Source organism: Clostridium sp. CTA-6, from assembly GCF_054768115.1.
The window spans coordinates 424,428-441,835 of record NZ_BAAAAU010000001.1; the positions used below are offsets into that span (position 1 = coordinate 424,428).

The window sequence follows — 17,408 nt, forward strand, 5'->3', positions numbered from 1 at the left end:
TATTTATTATAAATCCAAAGAAATTATTACATAAATTCAAAAAATATAAGAAAATTTTTCAACTGTATTCCATTGTTCTAGACATATATACTTGTAAATTTTTTTATTTAGTATATATTTATATTAATTATTTTCTATGAAACATAGATATTATATTATCATTATATGTTATTAAGAGTACTTTTTCAATGATTTTATTGTCAATATAGTTAAATTATACATTAATCTGTATCTTATTACAATTTATATAATTGCTTTGTAATAATTTTTTTGAAATAATTGTAATATATATAGATTAGTTTGAAAGATCAAATATATACAAAGTTTCATCTTTTATCTCTTTAGATTTAATATCTACTATAGCTTTTAACGTATCTAGTGATGTTATCACTCCCAGATTTCTTTCAATAGCTGCTCTTCTTATGTGGAAACCATCTCTCTTTGAATCATTACCTTTTGTAGGCGTGTTAACCACTAAATCCACTTCATCATTTTTAATTGTATCTATTATATTTGGACACTCTTCTTTAAGCTTTCTAACTTGTTTAACTTCTATGCCTTCTTCCTTTAAAAGTTCTGCTGTTTTAGAAGTTGCTATAAATTTATATCCTAAACTGTGAAGTTTCTTTGCTATTGGTAAAAATTCTTCCTTATCATGATCATTTATAGTAGCAAGGATTGTTCCTTTTTCCTTTTTAATAGACATATTAGCTCCTACAAATCCCTTATACAACGCTTTCTCTAAAGTTTTTCCTACACCTAAAACTTCTCCTGTAGACTTCATTTCAGGTCCTAAACATACTTCAACTTTTGGAAGTTTCTGAGTAGAAAATACTGGAACTTTTACAGAGATTAGATCTGGCTCTTTATATACACCTACACCATATCCTAAATCATTTAACTTTTCACCAAGCATTACTCTAGTTGCTATATCTACTATAGGAACTTTGCTTACTTTACTTATATATGGTACTGTTCTTGATGCTCTTGGATTAACTTCTATTACATAAAGATTTCCTTGAAACTCAATAAACTGTATATTTATCATACCTTTTATGCCTATTCCTAATGCAAGCCTTTTAGTATATTCAAGTATTTTTTCTTTTATATCCTTGCTTACATTTTGAGTTGGATACATAGTTATACTATCACCTGAGTGTACTTCAGCTCTTTCTAAATGTTCCATTATACCTGGTATTAAAACATCTTCTCCATCAGATATAGCATCTACTTCTATTTCTCTTCCCATTAAGTATTTATCTATAAGTATTGGATTCTTCTTGTCCTTTTGGAAAGCATTTGATAGATAGTATACAAGTTCTTTTTCATCATGAGTTATTTTCATTCCCTGCCCTCCAAGTACATAAGAAGGTCTTACAAGCACTGGAAATCCTAACTTTTTGGCTTCTTCTAATCCATCCTCTACAGACCAAATACCTTTACCTTTAGGTCTTGATATTTGAAGTTTTTCTAATAGTTCATCAAATTTTTCTCTATCTTCTGCCATATCAATTTGATCTGCAGTAGTTCCAAGAGTTGGTATATTCTTTTCTTTTAGGAAGTTAGCAAGCTTTATAGCTGTTTGACCTCCAAACTGTAGAATTATACCATTCGGCTTTTCCTTTTCTACTATATTTAATACATCTTCTTCTGTAATAGGTTCAAAATATAGTTTATCACACACATCAAAATCAGTACTAACAGTTTCAGGATTATTATTTACTATTATTGTTTCTATGCCCAATTTTTTAAGCGCTTTTACACAATGTACTGAAGCATAGTCAAACTCTATTCCCTGACCTATTCTTATTGGACCTGAACCTATAACTATTACCTTTTTGTTTTTACTAACTTCAACTTCATCGTAAACATCATAAGTTGAGTAATAGTAAGGTGATAAGGCTTCAAATTCTCCACCGCAAGTATCAACCATTTTATACACTGGATTTATGCCCCATATAGTTCTAAGTCTATAGACATCTTCTGGGCTGACTTTCAGCATATCAGCTATTCCTTTATCAGAAAAACCTTTTTTCTTTAAATTATATAACCATTCTTTATCTAAATCATCTATTTTACTAAGTCTTAATCTTTGTTCTTCTTCAACTATCCATCTGAATTTTTTTATAAAGAATTTATCTATACCTGTTATTTCAGCTACCTTATCCATTCTGTAATCACGTCTAAGCATTTCAGCTAGTGCAAATATTCTCTCATCATCTGGAGACATAACTCTAGTCTTTAATTCTTTCATGCTAAGTCCTCTAAACTTTTTATGCTCTAGTGAATACTTCCCTATTTCTAATGAACGTATTCCTTTTAAGAATGCAGCTTCAAAATTGCTTCCTATGGCCATTATTTCTCCTGTAGCCATCATCTTTGTACCTAAAGCTCTATCTGCTCTTTGAAATTTATCAAAAGGCCATTTTGGAATTTTAACTACTACATAATCTAAAGATGGTTCAAAACAAGCATACGTTTTTTGAGTAACTGCATTTTTTATTTCATCTAGAGTATATCCTAAAGCTATTTTAGCAGCCACCTTTGCTATTGGATATCCTGTTGCCTTTGATGCTAATGCTGAAGAACGACTAACCCTTGGGTTTATTTCTATAACTGCATATTCAAAGGAATTTGGATTTAATGCAAATTGTACATTACATCCTCCTTCTATTCCTACTGAGTTTATTATATTTATAGATGCACTTCTAAGCATTTGATATTCTTTATCAGACAAAGTTTGGCTTGGTGCTACAACTATACTATCTCCAGTATGGATACCTACAGGGTCTATATTTTCCATATTACATACAGTTATACAGTTTCCTCTGTTATCTCTCATTACTTCATATTCTATTTCTTTCCAACCCTTAACACTTTTCTCTAAAAGTACCTGGCCTATAGAACTTAGTTGAAGACCTAATGCAAGTATTTGCTCTAACTCTTCTTCACTTTCAGCTATTCCGCCACCAGTTCCCCCTAAAGTATAAGCTGGTCTAACTATAACTGGATATCCTATTTTATTTGCAAAAGCTTTTCCATTTTCCATATCAGTTACAATTTCACTTTGTATAACAGGCTCATTTATTCTACTCATCACATTTCTGAATAGTTCTCTATCTTCTCCTTCTTTTATGGATTCTATAGATGTACCTATTACATTAACTCCGTATTTTTTTAATATTCCTTTATCATAAAGCTCTACTGCTAAGTTTAGCCCAGTTTGACCTCCCATTCCTGCAAGAAGACTATCTGGTCTTTCCTTAGCAATAACTTTTTCTACAAACTCCGCTGTTAAAGGTTCTAAATAAACTTTATCTGCAACTTCTTTATCTGTCATTATTGTAGCAGGGTTACTGTTTATAAGTACAACCTCTACTCCTTCTTCTTTTAGTCCTTCACAAGCTTGTGTTCCTGAATAGTCAAACTCTGCTGCTTGACCTATAACTATTGGACCTGAACCTATAACTAAAACCTTTTTTATATCTTTATTTAATGGCATAACTGCTACCTCCTAAATTTCCTGTTCTTATAGTGCATATTTCATGAATTCATCAAATATATAGTCGCTGTCCTTTGGACCTGGACATGCTTCTGGATGAAACTGAACTGAAAATATAGATAAATTTTTATGTTTCATTCCTTCTATAGTTCCATCATTTACGCTAATATGAGTTACTTCCATATCCTTTGGAAGTACATCCACAAAATATCCATGATTTTGTGAAGTTATATGCACCTTATTTTCTTCTAAGTCCTTCACAGGATGGTTACATCCTCTGTGACCAAATTTAAGTTTCTCTGTTTTTCCTCCTAAGCTTAGAGCTAGAAGTTGATGCCCTAAACATATTCCTACAATAGGCTTTTTACCTATAAGAATCTTTATATTTTCTATAACTTCTGTTAAATCTTCTGGGTCTCCAGGACCATTAGATAAAAATATCAAATCAGGATTTACCTTTAAAACTTCTTCTGACTTTGCATTTGCTGGGAAAACTGTTACATTGCATCCTCTATTTAAGAAAGATTTTATAATATTTTGTTTTATGCCAAAATCCAGTATTGCAACATGATTTCCTTTTCCTGATACTTCATATTTTTCTTTAACTGTAACTTTTTTTACAGCATCTTTATTTGAGAAATCTTTAAGTTTTTCTTTAACTTCTTCATATTCTATATCTTCTAAAGTTATTATACCTTTCATAGTTCCATTGCTTCTTAAAATCTTAGTTAAAGCTCTTGTGTCTATTCCTTCTAATCCTATAACATTGTTTTGCTTTAAATAATCTTCCAATTCTAATTCTGATCTAAAATTACTTGAAAAACTGCATTTCTCTCTAACTATAAATCCTCTAACCTTTGGTGACTTTGATTCCATATCTTCTAAATTTATACCGTAGTTTCCTATTAGAGGATATGTCATTGTAACAATTTGACCATAATAGGATGGATCTGTAAGAACTTCTTGATATCCTGTCATTCCAGTGTTGAATACAACCTCTCCAACACTTTCCTTTAGACATCCAAATGCGTTTCCTTTAAATTTTACTCCATTTTCTAATATAAGCTTTGCTTTCATAAGTGGCCCCCTTTTATTTTTTCAGTAAAAATACACTTTGCAAGGGCTAAACCTAATTTTTAAAACAAAAGGGAAATAAAAAGATTTATGTTAAAAAATAATCTTTTTATTTCCCTTTATATAAATTTTATTTAAATTTAAACCTTTTTTTGCATCACAAAAAAATTCTTCCATAATTATCATACCTCTTTCTGGTCTCACAGGACCAATTTAAAGTGTATTCTTTACTTTAATTTTTTTATTAATCATTATAATTTATAATTTTTAATCTGTCAATGCATAATACAGGTTTTATTTATCATCTATAAATTCTCCTGATTTATCAGTATTTAATATACCCTTACATTGTTAAAAAATTGTTTATTTTTTAACTTATGACTATACTAGCTGGTAAAATTATGTTATACTATAAAAGTAAAAATTTTCAAATTCCGTAGAAGTGGATGGCTACGGTGGTTGTACGTTTTCCGCCTTGGGCTATGGATGATTTCTCATTATAGCTTAAGGGGGTGGTATTGGATATGCTAGAACTTTTAATAAAAGGAGTTTTTGTTGTTTATATTATTAATTTAATATTAAAACACAACCTTTTTATTTCCAATATAAAAATCAAGGTTAGATTTCTTGGTTTAGATATAGAAGTTGATAGCAAAGAGAAAAAGCACCCATCCTCCAAAGATTAGTGCCTTTTTCCTTGTTTAACATATTTATAAGTTAAAAATCCAATAGCCCTAAAACAACACCACTAAAGTGGGAAGCAGTTATACTAAATGATAATTCGGATTTCTGCTTAAAAACGTTCTAGGATCGGCTTAGTGTTCTCAGCACTAAGCCTTTTCTAATTAGGATTTTAAAAAGCTTGTTTTAAAAAGTTTGTATTTCTCAGCTTAGGCATAAAATTTATCCAATTTATATTATATCAAAAAGTTTATAAAAATAAACACAATAACTCTATTAATATAAATATTTTATCGCCATAAATAGTATATTCAAATACATTACTTTCAGTACTATAAAAATTTTAAAAATATATCACTCCTCTTTATTAGTACCCTAAATTTTATTTATTATAAATCTAAGGTAATTATTACATAAATTCAAAAAATATAAGAGAATTTTTATCAAATAATAAGTTTACAAAACTGGACACCAAAAGAGAAGAGATATATTTTATATTGTGTTAAACTTTGAACTAAGGAGGTGATGATATGGAGTGGTTGAAGCAACTAAGCCAAGCAATTGATTACATAGAAAATAATCTAGAAGGTGATATATCTTATGATGAAGCTGCAAAAATTGCTTGCTGTTCAACATATTATTTTCAGCGAATGTTTTCTTACGTAGCGGGTATTCCCCTATCTGATTATATTCGTCGTAGGAGAATGACAAAAGCTGCTTTTGAATTACAGGTAAGTGACACTAAAATCATGGATATTGGTTCAAAGTATGGTTATGTTTCTCCAACATCATTTAATCGTGCATTTCAAAATGTTCATGGTGTTGCACCAACTGCTGCTCGCATGGAAGGAACTTTATTAAACACTTATCCTCCTATTAGTTTTTCTATTAGCATTACTGGAGGTGAAAGTATGAGATATAGAATTGAAAGAAAAGATCCTATTAAAATTGTAGGAATTAGAACTGCACTAAAAGAGTATACAGAAGAAAATTTTAAAATTGTTCCTTCTTTCTGGGATGGAACGTTAAAAAGTAATTTATTTTCACAAATTTGTAAATTAAATAATCAAAACCCTCATGGTATTTTAGGTATAACTGTGTATAAAAATCCTGAAGACATATATTATTATATTGCAGCAGCCACAGATAAACCTGTACCAGAAGGAATGGTGGAATTCAATATACCTGCAGCTACATGGGTTATCTTTGAATGTAATGGGAATTTTAAAGATTCTATTCAAAGAATTTTTAAAAGGTTTCTCACAGAATGGCTTCCCTTTTCTGGATATGAATATGCCAAGTTGCCGGATATAGAAATTTACCCTATTAGTGATCCAAAATTAAAAGGCGGACATTCGGAAGTTTGGATTGCAGTTAAGAAGTCAAGATAATACAAATGTATTTAGGAGGAAAATAAATGAATTATAAAATTGAAATCAAGAATATTGAACCCATCAGGGTAGCTTTCATGGGGTACAAAGGAGCTGTTAGCGGAGCGTCAAAAGTGTTTCCTAGCCTGTTTAGAGCCATACAAGGAAAAGTAAATGGTGCCCCTTTTTTCTGCTACTATGAAATGAATCAAGAAACTAAAATGGGAGAAATGGAATTATGCGTGCCTACTGCTGAAACTCCAAAGAGTAATGGTGTTACGGTAAAAAATATGCCACAAGTAAAGGCTGTTTGTGTTACACATGTGGGGTCTTATGAAACAATGTATTATGCATACGAAGCTATTAAGAACTATGCACAAGAAAACAATCTATCTTTACAACCTCCTTTTCGAGAAGTTTTTATAAAAGGACCTGGAATGATATTAAAAGGAAATCCAAATAAATATATTACGGAAATAATATTCCCACTTAAAAAGGAGGAGTAAAATGTTAGCAATTGGAGTTGACAATTTGGTTAAGCAGTACAAAAATGGTGTCAGAGCCTTGGATGACTTAAATTTAAAAGTAATTAATGGAGAAATTTTTTCTCTGTTAGGTCCCAATGGCGCGGGAAAATCCTCTTTGATTAACATTTTGACAACCTTTTACAAACCCACATCTGGAAATGTAACAATTCTGGGTAAAGATTTATGCGAGGATCCTGCCTGGGTTCGTACACAGATTGCTTGTGTTGCACAGCATGTTTCTATTGATGAGCACCTGTCACTTATGGAAAACATGATATTTCAAAGCAGGCTGTATAAAGTAGATGCGCAGGTAGCAAAAGAAAGAATCAATTCTTTGATTGATAGCTTTGAGCTTTCCAGATATCGGAAGTATCCTACCGCATCCTATTCCGGCGGGGTAAAACGCAGACTAGATATTGCCATGAATATGGTATCAATGCCTAAAATTCTGTTTCTGGATGAGCCCACAGTGGGAATGGATGTTGAGTCTAGAAAAGCCCTGTGGAAAATGCTACTGAAAATACGAGATGAATATGGGACAACTATTTTTCTTACTACTCATTATCTTGAGGAGGCGGACCAGTTGAGTGATAGTATTTGTATCATGAAGGATGGTAAGGAACTAGCCCAAGGAACACCTGGTAGCTTACGTAGTTATATTAGGCAAAATATGCTTCGCATCACATTTCCCAGCATCCAGGGAATGAAAAAATATAAAGATTCCCTTAATAGCATGGGGCTCATTAAGTTTATTAATGTGCGAAATAATTCTGTTTTTTTAGGTGTAGATAACAGCAGAATAGCTTTTACAACTGTGAATAAGTGGCTTTTAGATAATAAAGTGGATTTCAATGCAATGGAAATTGTAGAACCTAGTTTGGAGGATGTCTTCTTGTCATTAACGGGTTCAGAGAACAATAGAGAGGAGGAATAACGATGCTAAATATTATGTGGAGAAATATGAAGTGGCGCCTAAAAAACCCAATTTCCATCCTAGTTACCATACTGCAACCTCTTCTTTGGCTTGTTTTGTATAGTGCTGTGGCAAGTCAGACAATGCAAAATATGGGAGTTGGTAATTACACTGCTTTCGTTTTGCCCGGTATCATATTTCTCGTGATCTTTTCTGTAAGTTGTAGCGGTGGTATCATCAATTTCATTATGAAATCTAGCTGTAGTTTTTATAGAAATCTGATTGCACCTGTAAGACGAAGCTCAATTGTGCTTGGCCAAATGTTAGAAGTGATACTGATTTCCTTTATGGAAGTAGGGATTTTATTTGTTGTAAGTCTTTTTTTCTCAGTAAAGATATCATCCAGCATCACCGGGATTGCGCTCATGATACTGCTGATCTTTATGACGGCATTCTTCCTGTCAGGGCTTGCTTATTTCATCAGCCTTTCTTTGCCAAATGAAGTAATATATGAAACAATTATGACTGCTATTATCCTGCCTATATTCTTTTTGAGCACAGCTCTTTTTCCTTTAGAAAATTTGTCTGGAGGTTTAGCTATAGCTGTGAAGCTCAATCCATTTACGTATATTATTAGTGCTCTGCGCAATTTAATATTGGGAGAAATCATTGTGTTTGGGGACATTCTGCCTGTCATACTGCTATTTGCAGTGTTGTGCTGTATTAGCTTTGCACTGGCAATATGGAGACTCAAAAAGGAAACTGCTCACTAATTCAATTCATAACATATTTGTAAATTTAGAGTATAAATCTATAAGAAAGAGAGTATACAGATTTTAAAAATGTAAAATTGCTTACTCTTGTAGCTAATAAAAAATCTTAATTGTAAGAATTCCTTTCTTAAACTAAAATTGTATAATAAAATCCAGAGGATGATTTGAAATAAAATTCAAAGCCATCCTCTTCTTTTCTAATCATAGTTACCCTTTACACTAGTTATATTAGCCCTTTTTATTTTAAATTTTTATATAATTTTAGTTGTTAAACCTAAATTATATTTTTCATATTTAGGCTGATCCTGCATATACTTAAAACATAATGTTTTTAAATTAATTTTAATATCAGTCTTGTTTATGTGTTTTTTTACTATGTTTAGTCCCAGAATTATTTGCTTTTTTTTTCTTTTTGTTGTTGACTTGCACAAGATTTATCATGTTTTTCACTCATAGCATTTATTCCTCCTAAAATAAGAATTAAGTTTTAGAATTACAGTACTATTTTCTTCAATATACAAATTATAATGCTATGAAATAAATAGCAAAAAATAGCTAGATTTGATAACTAGCTACTTTTATAGGCTTACTATACAATTTTAGTTGTCCAACTTTCACAATTCCAAGTTTCTGTTACTATATCTTCATAAAATTCTTTTTCGTGGCAAACTAAAAGTATAGAACCTTTATATTCTTTTAATGCTCTTTTTAATTCTTCTTTGGCTTCCACATCTAAGTGGTTAGTAGGCTCGTCCAATATTAGTATATTGGTTTCTCTATTTAGTATTTTACAAAGCCTTACCTTTGCTGCTTCTCCACCGGACAGTACTACTATTTTAGATTCTAATTGCTTTGTAGTTAATCCACATTTTGCTAGGGCAGATCTTATTTCGTATTGAGTAAATACAGGGAACTCTTTCCACACTTCTTCTATACAGGTATTATAATTAGATTCTCTTTCTTCTTGTTCAAAATATCCTATGTATTGATAATCACCTAGAGTAACATCCCCTTCCAATGGTTTTATAGCTCCTAATAAACTTTTTAATAATGTAGTTTTTCCAAGACCATTGGCTCCTACTAAGGCTACCTTTTGTCCTCTTTCCATTTTTATATTTAAAGGTTTTGTTAAAGGTGAATCATAGCCTATAACTAAATCTTTAGTCTCAAATATAACTTTTCCAGAAGCTCTAGCCTGTTTAAAATTAAATTCTGGCTTTGGTTTTTCTTTTGTAAGTTCTATTTTATCTATTTTATCTAATTTTTTTTGTCTAGATCTTGCCATACCTACGGTGGAAACTCTTGCTTTATTTTTTGCTATAAAATCTTCTAGTTTTGATATTTCTGCCTGTTGCCTTTCATAGGCTGCCTCTAGTCGTTTCTTGTTTTCCTCATAAACCCTTCTAAATTCATTATAATCCCCTACATAACGAGTAAGTCTTTTATTTTCTACATGATAAATTAAATTTATTACCTCATTTAAAAATGGTATATCATGGGATATTAAAATAAAGGCATTTTCGTAGTTTTTAAGATAACTTTTGAGCCACTCTATGTGATCTTCGTCTAAATAGTTTGTAGGCTCATCTAAAAGTAATATATCTGGATTTTCTAAAAGGAGTTTTGCTAGAAGTATTTTTGTTCTTTGTCCTCCAGATAAATCTGATACATCCTTATCCAAACCTATGTCAGCAATACCAAGTCCCCTTGCTATTTCCTCTATTTTAGCATCTATTATGTAAAAATCATTATGATCTAACATATCCTGTATAGTAGCTGTTCTATTTAGCATTTTTTCCATTTCTTCCTGGGATACCTCTCCCATTTTCATGTATAAATCATTCATTTCTTTTTCAAGATTAAATAAATAGTTAAAGGCTTCCCTCAAAACTTCTCTAATGGTTTTTCCCTTTGTAAGATTTAAATGCTGATCCATGTAGCCTATTCTTACATCCTTTGCCCATTGAATTTTACCCTCATCTGGCATTAGTTTTCCTGTTATTATATTCATAAATGTAGACTTACCCTCTCCATTAGCTCCAATAAGTCCTACATGCTCTCCCTTTAAAAGCCTAAAGGATACTTCCTCAAAAATAGCTCTGTCTCCAAATCCATGGCTAATATCCTTAACGTTTAATATACTCATATGTAAAAGTCCTCCTGAAAATATAATCTAAAATAAACTTTAATTTATAAATAAAGCCTTGTCAATAATTTATTTATAATATAGATTTAATTTCTTCTTAGCTATATTTTAAAAATTTTATTTGCATAAGTATTAAAACACAAAAATAAGAGAGCCTAAATATTTAAGATGAGGGGTAAAAAGGGATAAATAAAGGCTCTCTTATTTTTATATTACAAAACCTACAATAAACTATATAATCTAATATAGGTTTCATATTTTAGGAAATTACTTTAAACTTATAACTGATTATAGTTTCAAACCATACTGACACTGGTTTTATTTGGTGTATATTAATGAAAAAATTTGTATTTATTTCATGTTATCTAACTCTATATTTAGTATGAAGAAGTTCATGAGCTTTTTCACCATAAGGTTTACCTAAATATTCTTCATAAAGTTTCTTTATATATAGATTTTCGTGAGACTTTCTTATTTCTTTATTACTATCTTCTTTATATAGTGCTTCTGTTCTTTTTTTCAATATATTTGTATCTCCATAGATATAAGGTTGACCACCACCATCTACACAGCCTGATGGACACGCCATGATTTCGATCATATGATATTTAGACTTTCCATTTCTTATATCATTTAAAAGTTTTCTAGCATTACCTAATCCACTAGCTATAGCTACTTTAACCTCTATATCCTTTATGTTTACTGTAGCTTCTCTTATACCCTCTTCACCGCGAACTTCTATAAATTCTACATCTTTTAAAGTACCTTTAGTAACCCATTCATAGGCAGTTCTTAAGGCTGCTTCCATAACACCACCGGTAGTTCCAAAAATTACTGAAGCCCCTGTAGATTCACCTAGTGGATTATCAAATTCTTCCTCCTGTAGAGAATTAAAATCTATACCCGCTTCTACTATCATTTTAGCTAATTCTCTTGTACTTATAACAATGTCTACATCGGGAATTCCATTTCTCTTCATTTCTTCTCTTTTTGCTTCATACTTTTTAGCAAGACAAGGCATTACAGATACTACTATAATATCTTTAGGATCTACCTTCATTTTTTCTGCTAAATAACTTTTAGCTATAGCTCCAAACATTTGCTGAGGAGACTTACAACTAGATGGTATATCCATTAAATCATTAAAGTTGTGTTCAAAGAATTTTATCCATCCTGGACAACAACTTGTAAGCATTGGAAGTGTTCCGCCATGTTCTAATCTATGAATAAATTCTGAAGCTTCCTCCATAATAGTCAAGTCTGCTGCAAAATCTGTATCAAAAACTTTACTGAATCCTAATTGACGAAGAGCTGCTACCATTTTTCCTGTAACAGTTGTTCCAGGTTCTAATCCAAATTCTTCACCTAAAGCAGCTCTAATAGCTGGAGCTGTTTGTACAATAACAACTTTATCCTTTTGTGATAGAGCATCCCAAACTTTACTTGTATTATTTACTTCTGTTAAAGCCCCAGTTGGACAGACAGAAACACATTGTCCACAGAAGGTACAATTAGTATTTTTTATAGCTTCAGAAAAGGCTGGTGCTACTACAGTTTCAAAACCTCTTCCAATAGCAGATAGAGTTCCTACAGTTTGAACTTCATTACACATAGTTATGCATCTTCTACAAAGTATACATTTATCCATATCTCTAACTATGGAATAACTAGAAATATCTATAGGATACATTGAAATTTCACCTTGATATTTCATTTCTCTTATTCCCATATCTGCAGCTAATTTTTGTAGTTCACATTTTGTGTTTTTCTCACAAAGCAAACAATCTTTTGGATGATCAGATAAAAGTAATTCTACTATGGCTCTTCTAGCTTTTATAGCCCTTATGGAATTGGTTTTTACTATCATTCCTTCCCCTACAGGGGTACAACAGGCTGGCGCTAAGTTTTTTCTCCCTTCTACTTCTACTACACAGACCCTACAGGAACCAGGTTTATTTTCTGTTTTATTATCATTAAGATGAAAATTACATAGAGTTGGTATATTTATATTTAAAAGTTTTGCTGCATCTAATATAGTGGTTCCCTTCTCTACCTTAAGCTCTTTACCATTTATATTTAAAGTTACTAAACTCATTTTATTCACCTCTTTCTTCCTATTTCTTTATAATAGCCCCAACTGGACAAGCACTATAACAATTTCCACATTTAATACATTTTTCTTGATTTATAAAATGTTTTTCTTTAACTTTTCCTATTATACAGGATACTGGGCAACCTCTTGCACATTTAGTACATCCGATACATTTATCAGTAATCTCATAATGGAGTAAATTCTTACAAGTACCTGATGGACATCTTTTTTCATTAACGTGAGCTTCGTATTCATCCATAAAATATCTCATAGTACTTAGTACTGGATTTGGTGCAGTTTGTCCTAATCCACATAAGGAAGTATCCTTTATTATATGTGATAATTCATCTAATTTATTTAAATCTTCTTCTGAACCCTTCCCATTAGTTATCTTTATTAAAGTTTCTAAAAGTCTCTTATTACCGATTCTGCATGGGGTACATTTACCACAGGATTCATCCACTGTAAATTCAAGATAAAATTTTGCTATATCTACCATACAATTATCTTCATCCATAACAATCATTCCACCGGAACCCATCATAGATCCTATAGATGTTAATGATTCATAGTCTATAGGAATATCTAAAAGTGAAGCTGGAATACATCCACCTGAAGGTCCTCCTGTTTGAACAGCTTTAAATTTCTTGCCGTTTTTTATACCTCCACCTATATCATATATTATCTCTCTTAGAGTAGTCCCCATAGGAACTTCAACTAATCCAACATTATTTATTTTTCCTGCTAGGGCGAAAACTTTTGTACCATTTGATTTTTCTGTTCCTATGGATTTATACCAATCTGCCCCCCTATTTATTATGGCAGGTATATTTGCTAAAGTTTCTACATTATTTACAACTGTTGGCTTATTCCAAAGACCAGCTTCTGCTGGGAATGGTGGTTTATAAGTAGGTTCTCCTCTTTCTCCTTCTATGGAGTGTATTAATGCTGTTTCTTCCCCACATACGAAGGCTCCTGCACCATATTTTATTTCTATATTAAAGTTAAAACCGGTGCCTAAAATATTTTCTCCTAAAAGACCACACTCTTTAGCTTGATCCATAGCTATTTTTAATCTATTTACAGCTAAAGGATATTCTGCTCTTATATATATACGACCTTCGGAAGCTCCTATGGCATAGCCAGCTATGGCCATAGCTTCAATTATGCTATGAGGATCTCCTTCTAATATGGAACGATCCATAAAGGCTCCTGGATCACCCTCATCTGCATTACATATTATATATTTAACATCACTATCATACATTTTTCCAAAACTCCACTTTTTACCTGTAGAGAAGCCACCGCCGCCTCTTCCTCTAAGGCCTGAGTCAGTTATTAATTTTATTAATTCATCAGGTGTCATTTCACTTAAAACTTTTCCTAGGGCTAAGTATCCCTCTGAGCCGATACATTCTTTTATATCTTCTGGATTTATAAGTCCACAATTTCTAAGAGCAATTCTTTTTTGTTTTTTGTAAAAAGACATTTCATCTTGTCTTTTTACTTTTTCTTTAAGGGTTGGTTCTTCATAAAGTAATCTTTCTACTACTTCACCTTTTAATAAATGCTTTTCTGCTATTTCCTTAGCATCTTCTGGTTTTACTTTAACATAAAAAACATTATCTGGATTTATTTTAACTATAGGACCTTTTTCACAGAAACCAAAGCACCCTGTAATAGAAACTTTTACTTCTTCTTGGAGTCCTAATTTGTTTATTTCTTCTCTTAAATTTGCTACAATTTTATCACTGTCAGCTGATTTACACCCTGTACCGCCACAAACTAATATAAGTCTTTCACATTTTTTATTTTCTACTGCTGTTTCTTCTTCATGGGTGGTATGTCTACTTTTTAATAAATCTTTATAGTTTTTATAATAGCTTTTCAATTCTTTATAGGAATTAATTTTCTCCATAAATATCCCTCCTACGCCCCATATTCTTCCAATACTTTATCTACTTCATTTTTAGTAAAATGTCCATATACCTTATCATTAATTGTAACTACTGGAGCTAATCCACAGGCCCCTACACATCTTAAAACTTGTAATGTGAATTTGCCATCTTTAGTGGTTTCTCCAACTTTTATATTCAATTTCTTTTCAAATTGTGAAAGTACATCCCCAGCTCCCTTTACAAAGCAAGCTGTGCCCATACAGACATTTATAACATTTTCACCCTTTGGTTCTGTAGTAAAATAAGAGTAAAAAGTAATAACTCCGTAAACCTTTGAAACGGGAATATCTAGCTTTTTAGCTACAAATTCCTGCACTTCATTTGGAAGATATCCAAAAATATGTTGAGCCTTATGAAGCACTTCTATAAGGGATCCTTTCTTATTGGAGATATTGTTTATATATTCTTCTAGTTCTTTGAATTTGATATTTGCTAACTCATTGGAACACATAGGAATCCTCCCCCTTTTTGCTATTTGAAAAATCCATTTATTTTTTTATTTTATATTATACTATATATTCTTTAGAAAATTAACATATTTCTGAAAATTAATTGTGGTAAATTTTACTTTTATCAATTTCATTAAGTTTTCATTAATTTTAGGGAGATTTTTTACTATTATTTAACAATCTTTTGCTTAAATCCTTCATTCTTATGTATCATGAATGATAATAAATTAACATAAATTTTGTATAAAGAGATATTTCAAAATAAAATAGATTTAATTTTAACACCGCAAAGATAAAAAATACACTTATAAATCAATTAATTTCCCTAGATTAAGAACTATTAAAGCTTATTCATATATTTAGTATTTGTATTTTTTAATTTGTTATATTAAAATTAAATCTATTTTTATACAACTTAATGATTTTCTTGTATTTTTCAAAGTTTTTTATAGCAAAAGAGATATATTTTATAAAAAATTTGATCTAGTCTAAGAAAGGTTTGATTCTAATAATCTTGGACCAGATAAATTTATTGCTATAGCTCCCAATGGAGCTGTAGTTAAAATTGACAAAACTGCTATTGCTAAAATAATATCTCCTGCTGCTACACCATTGGCTAATGGTACTGCTCCCATAGCTGCTTGAACTGTAGCTTTAGGGATATAGGCTATAACACAAAAGAGTTTTTCTTTTATATTTAAATTTGAACCTTTCAGAGAAATTAATACTCCTATACTTCTTCCTATAAGACCTAAAGCAATAATAATTATACCTAAAAATCCTGATTTAAAAGCTATTACCATATTTACTTCAGCTCCTACAAGAACAAATAAAAGTATTTGAGCAAAAACCCATATTTCATTTAATCCTTTAGATACTTTATCTCCTATACTAGGAATTTTATCAGATATTACAAAGCCTAAAGACATAACCCCCAATAAGCTAGCTATTTCTAATTTACCCTTTAGTAAAGTTTCTATTAAAGTAAGTATAATAGATATACTAAGTATAATTAATATCTTTTTAGTGTTATCTATAGGATACTTTTTAAATATCTTTATAATAATGATTGCTGATAATACACCAATTAATGTACCTAATATTATAGAAACAGGTATTTTTAATATCTGTATGGCTATATTTATATTCTTCCCCGTATATAATCCTAAAAGTGTGGTAAATATTGTTATTGCAAAAACATCATCTATAGAAGCACCGGCTAATATGAGAGTTGGTATCCCCTTAGCTTTACCAAGGCCTTTGTCCATTAAGCTCAACATCTGAGGTACAACTACTGCTGGGGAAACTGCAGCAATAATAAATCCTAATAATCCTCCTTGTATAAAAGAAAAACCTAAAAGTTTTACGGAGGCTATTGCTATAAATAATCCTTCTATAATTCCAGGTATACAACTTAATTTTAGAGCTGTTTTACCAACCAATTTTAATTCGTCTTTATTAAGACCTAATCCTGCCCTTAATAAAATTACAATTAAAGCAATTTTTCTAAGATCCGATGAAGTATTTAATATATCTTTGCTTAACCAGTTTAAACCATGAGGGCCTATTATAATACCTAATATTAACATTCCTAAAAGACCTGGTAGATTTAACTTTTCAAAGAGTTTATTTGCAATTAATCCTAATAAAATAATAATAGCTAAACTTCCTGCCATAAAATCTCCTCCCTTAAATTTTTATTACAAACGCAAAAAATCCTACAAATAACAATCATATTATTTGTAGGAGTCATTAGCATTACGCGATTATGGCGAACTCCATCGCCTATTTTTAAATTACTCATTTAATTTACCACAATTTATTATTATAGTCAACAATAAATTCTATTCAATTAGTAATTGTTATATTTTGCACAAACTATTGTTTATTTATTTAACAATTATGTTAACAAATTATTTACTT

General features: G+C 30.8%; 12 protein-coding genes and 1 riboswitch. Of the genes, 5 read left to right on the plus strand and 7 right to left on the minus strand.

Annotated elements, in window-relative coordinates:
* Window positions 1-295: 295 nt before the first annotated feature.
* Complete coding sequence (gene carB, locus ACYUDJ_RS01790; protein ID WP_043031919.1) at window positions 296-3,502, minus strand: carbamoyl-phosphate synthase large subunit; 3,207 nt, start codon at window positions 3,500-3,502, stop codon at window positions 296-298.
* 27 nt (window positions 3,503-3,529) lie between these two features.
* Window positions 3,530-4,579, minus strand: coding sequence for a carbamoyl phosphate synthase small subunit (locus ACYUDJ_RS01795; protein ID WP_043031920.1), 1,050 nt, complete (start codon window positions 4,577-4,579; stop codon window positions 3,530-3,532).
* A gap of 521 nt (window positions 4,580-5,100) precedes the next feature.
* On the opposite strand from ACYUDJ_RS01795, the gene ACYUDJ_RS01800 reads away from it, so the two are divergent.
* The 5 genes from ACYUDJ_RS01800 to ACYUDJ_RS01820 all read left to right on the plus strand — a co-directional run bounded on the left by ACYUDJ_RS01800 (window position 5,101) and on the right by ACYUDJ_RS01820 (window position 8,840).
* Window positions 5,101-5,262, plus strand: coding sequence for a hypothetical protein (locus tag ACYUDJ_RS01800; protein ID WP_003485940.1), 162 nt, complete (start codon window positions 5,101-5,103; stop codon window positions 5,260-5,262).
* Between the two features lie 525 nt (window positions 5,263-5,787).
* The gene (locus ACYUDJ_RS01805; RefSeq protein WP_003485939.1) at window positions 5,788-6,648 is read left to right on the plus strand and encodes an AraC family transcriptional regulator; all 861 of its coding nucleotides are present in this window, start codon (window positions 5,788-5,790) and stop codon (window positions 6,646-6,648) included.
* A 26-nt stretch (window positions 6,649-6,674) separates the two neighbouring features.
* Window positions 6,675-7,133: a GyrI-like domain-containing protein gene (locus ACYUDJ_RS01810; protein ID WP_003485938.1), complete on the plus strand. Its 459-nt coding sequence runs from the start codon at window positions 6,675-6,677 to the stop codon at window positions 7,131-7,133.
* A gap of 1 nt (window position 7,134) precedes the next feature.
* Entirely contained in the window at window positions 7,135-8,088 is a 954-nt protein-coding gene (locus ACYUDJ_RS01815; protein WP_003485937.1) for an ABC transporter ATP-binding protein, read from the plus strand.
* A gap of 2 nt (window positions 8,089-8,090) precedes the next feature.
* Entirely contained in the window at window positions 8,091-8,840 is a 750-nt protein-coding gene (locus ACYUDJ_RS01820; protein WP_080333521.1) for an ABC transporter permease, read from the plus strand.
* A gap of 589 nt (window positions 8,841-9,429) precedes the next feature.
* On the opposite strand, the gene ACYUDJ_RS01825 is transcribed toward ACYUDJ_RS01820, so the two are convergent.
* The 5 genes from ACYUDJ_RS01825 to ACYUDJ_RS01845 all read right to left on the minus strand — a co-directional run bounded on the left by ACYUDJ_RS01825 (window position 9,430) and on the right by ACYUDJ_RS01845 (window position 17,161).
* Window positions 9,430-10,986, minus strand: a complete 1,557-nt coding sequence (locus ACYUDJ_RS01825) for an ABC-F family ATP-binding cassette domain-containing protein (RefSeq protein WP_003485935.1) — start codon at window positions 10,984-10,986, stop codon at window positions 9,430-9,432.
* A 361-nt stretch (window positions 10,987-11,347) separates the two neighbouring features.
* Entirely contained in the window at window positions 11,348-13,081 is a 1,734-nt protein-coding gene (locus ACYUDJ_RS01830; RefSeq protein ID WP_003485934.1) for an NADH-dependent [FeFe] hydrogenase, group A6, read from the minus strand.
* Window positions 13,082-13,100: 19 nt separating this feature from the next.
* Complete coding sequence (locus ACYUDJ_RS01835; protein WP_043031922.1) at window positions 13,101-14,996, minus strand: NADH-quinone oxidoreductase subunit NuoF; 1,896 nt, start codon at window positions 14,994-14,996, stop codon at window positions 13,101-13,103.
* An 11-nt stretch (window positions 14,997-15,007) separates the two neighbouring features.
* Entirely contained in the window at window positions 15,008-15,487 is a 480-nt protein-coding gene (nuoE, locus tag ACYUDJ_RS01840; protein ID WP_043031923.1) for an NADH-quinone oxidoreductase subunit NuoE, read from the minus strand.
* Between the two features lie 486 nt (window positions 15,488-15,973).
* Window positions 15,974-17,161 (minus strand): cation:proton antiporter domain-containing protein, encoded by a 1,188-nt coding sequence (locus ACYUDJ_RS01845; protein ID WP_003485930.1) that lies wholly within the window; start codon window positions 17,159-17,161, stop codon window positions 15,974-15,976.
* A gap of 60 nt (window positions 17,162-17,221) precedes the next feature.
* Window positions 17,222-17,280: riboswitch (Fluoride riboswitch) on the minus strand.
* Window positions 17,281-17,408 lie beyond the last annotated feature (128 nt).

What these genes read in the sequence shown, in the direction of transcription:
- ACYUDJ_RS01835 (WP_043031922.1), bottom strand. Translation starts at nt 14,996, where the DNA reads ATGGAGAAAATTAATTCCTATAAAGAATTGAAAAGCTATTATAAAAAC.
- ACYUDJ_RS01800 (WP_003485940.1), top strand. Translation starts at nt 5,101, where the DNA reads ATGCTAGAACTTTTAATAAAAGGAGTTTTTGTTGTTTATATTATTAAT.
- nuoE (WP_043031923.1), bottom strand. Translation starts at nt 15,487, where the DNA reads ATGTGTTCCAATGAGTTAGCAAATATCAAATTCAAAGAACTAGAAGAA.
- ACYUDJ_RS01805 (WP_003485939.1), top strand. Translation starts at nt 5,788, where the DNA reads ATGGAGTGGTTGAAGCAACTAAGCCAAGCAATTGATTACATAGAAAAT.
- ACYUDJ_RS01825 (WP_003485935.1), bottom strand. Translation starts at nt 10,986, where the DNA reads ATGAGTATATTAAACGTTAAGGATATTAGCCATGGATTTGGAGACAGA.
- carB (WP_043031919.1), bottom strand. Translation starts at nt 3,502, where the DNA reads ATGCCATTAAATAAAGATATAAAAAAGGTTTTAGTTATAGGTTCAGGT.
- ACYUDJ_RS01795 (WP_043031920.1), bottom strand. Translation starts at nt 4,579, where the DNA reads ATGAAAGCAAAGCTTATATTAGAAAATGGAGTAAAATTTAAAGGAAAC.
- ACYUDJ_RS01820 (WP_080333521.1), top strand. Translation starts at nt 8,091, where the DNA reads ATGCTAAATATTATGTGGAGAAATATGAAGTGGCGCCTAAAAAACCCA.
- ACYUDJ_RS01815 (WP_003485937.1), top strand. Translation starts at nt 7,135, where the DNA reads ATGTTAGCAATTGGAGTTGACAATTTGGTTAAGCAGTACAAAAATGGT.
- ACYUDJ_RS01810 (WP_003485938.1), top strand. Translation starts at nt 6,675, where the DNA reads ATGAATTATAAAATTGAAATCAAGAATATTGAACCCATCAGGGTAGCT.
- ACYUDJ_RS01830 (WP_003485934.1), bottom strand. Translation starts at nt 13,081, where the DNA reads ATGAGTTTAGTAACTTTAAATATAAATGGTAAAGAGCTTAAGGTAGAG.
- ACYUDJ_RS01845 (WP_003485930.1), bottom strand. Translation starts at nt 17,161, where the DNA reads ATGGCAGGAAGTTTAGCTATTATTATTTTATTAGGATTAATTGCAAAT.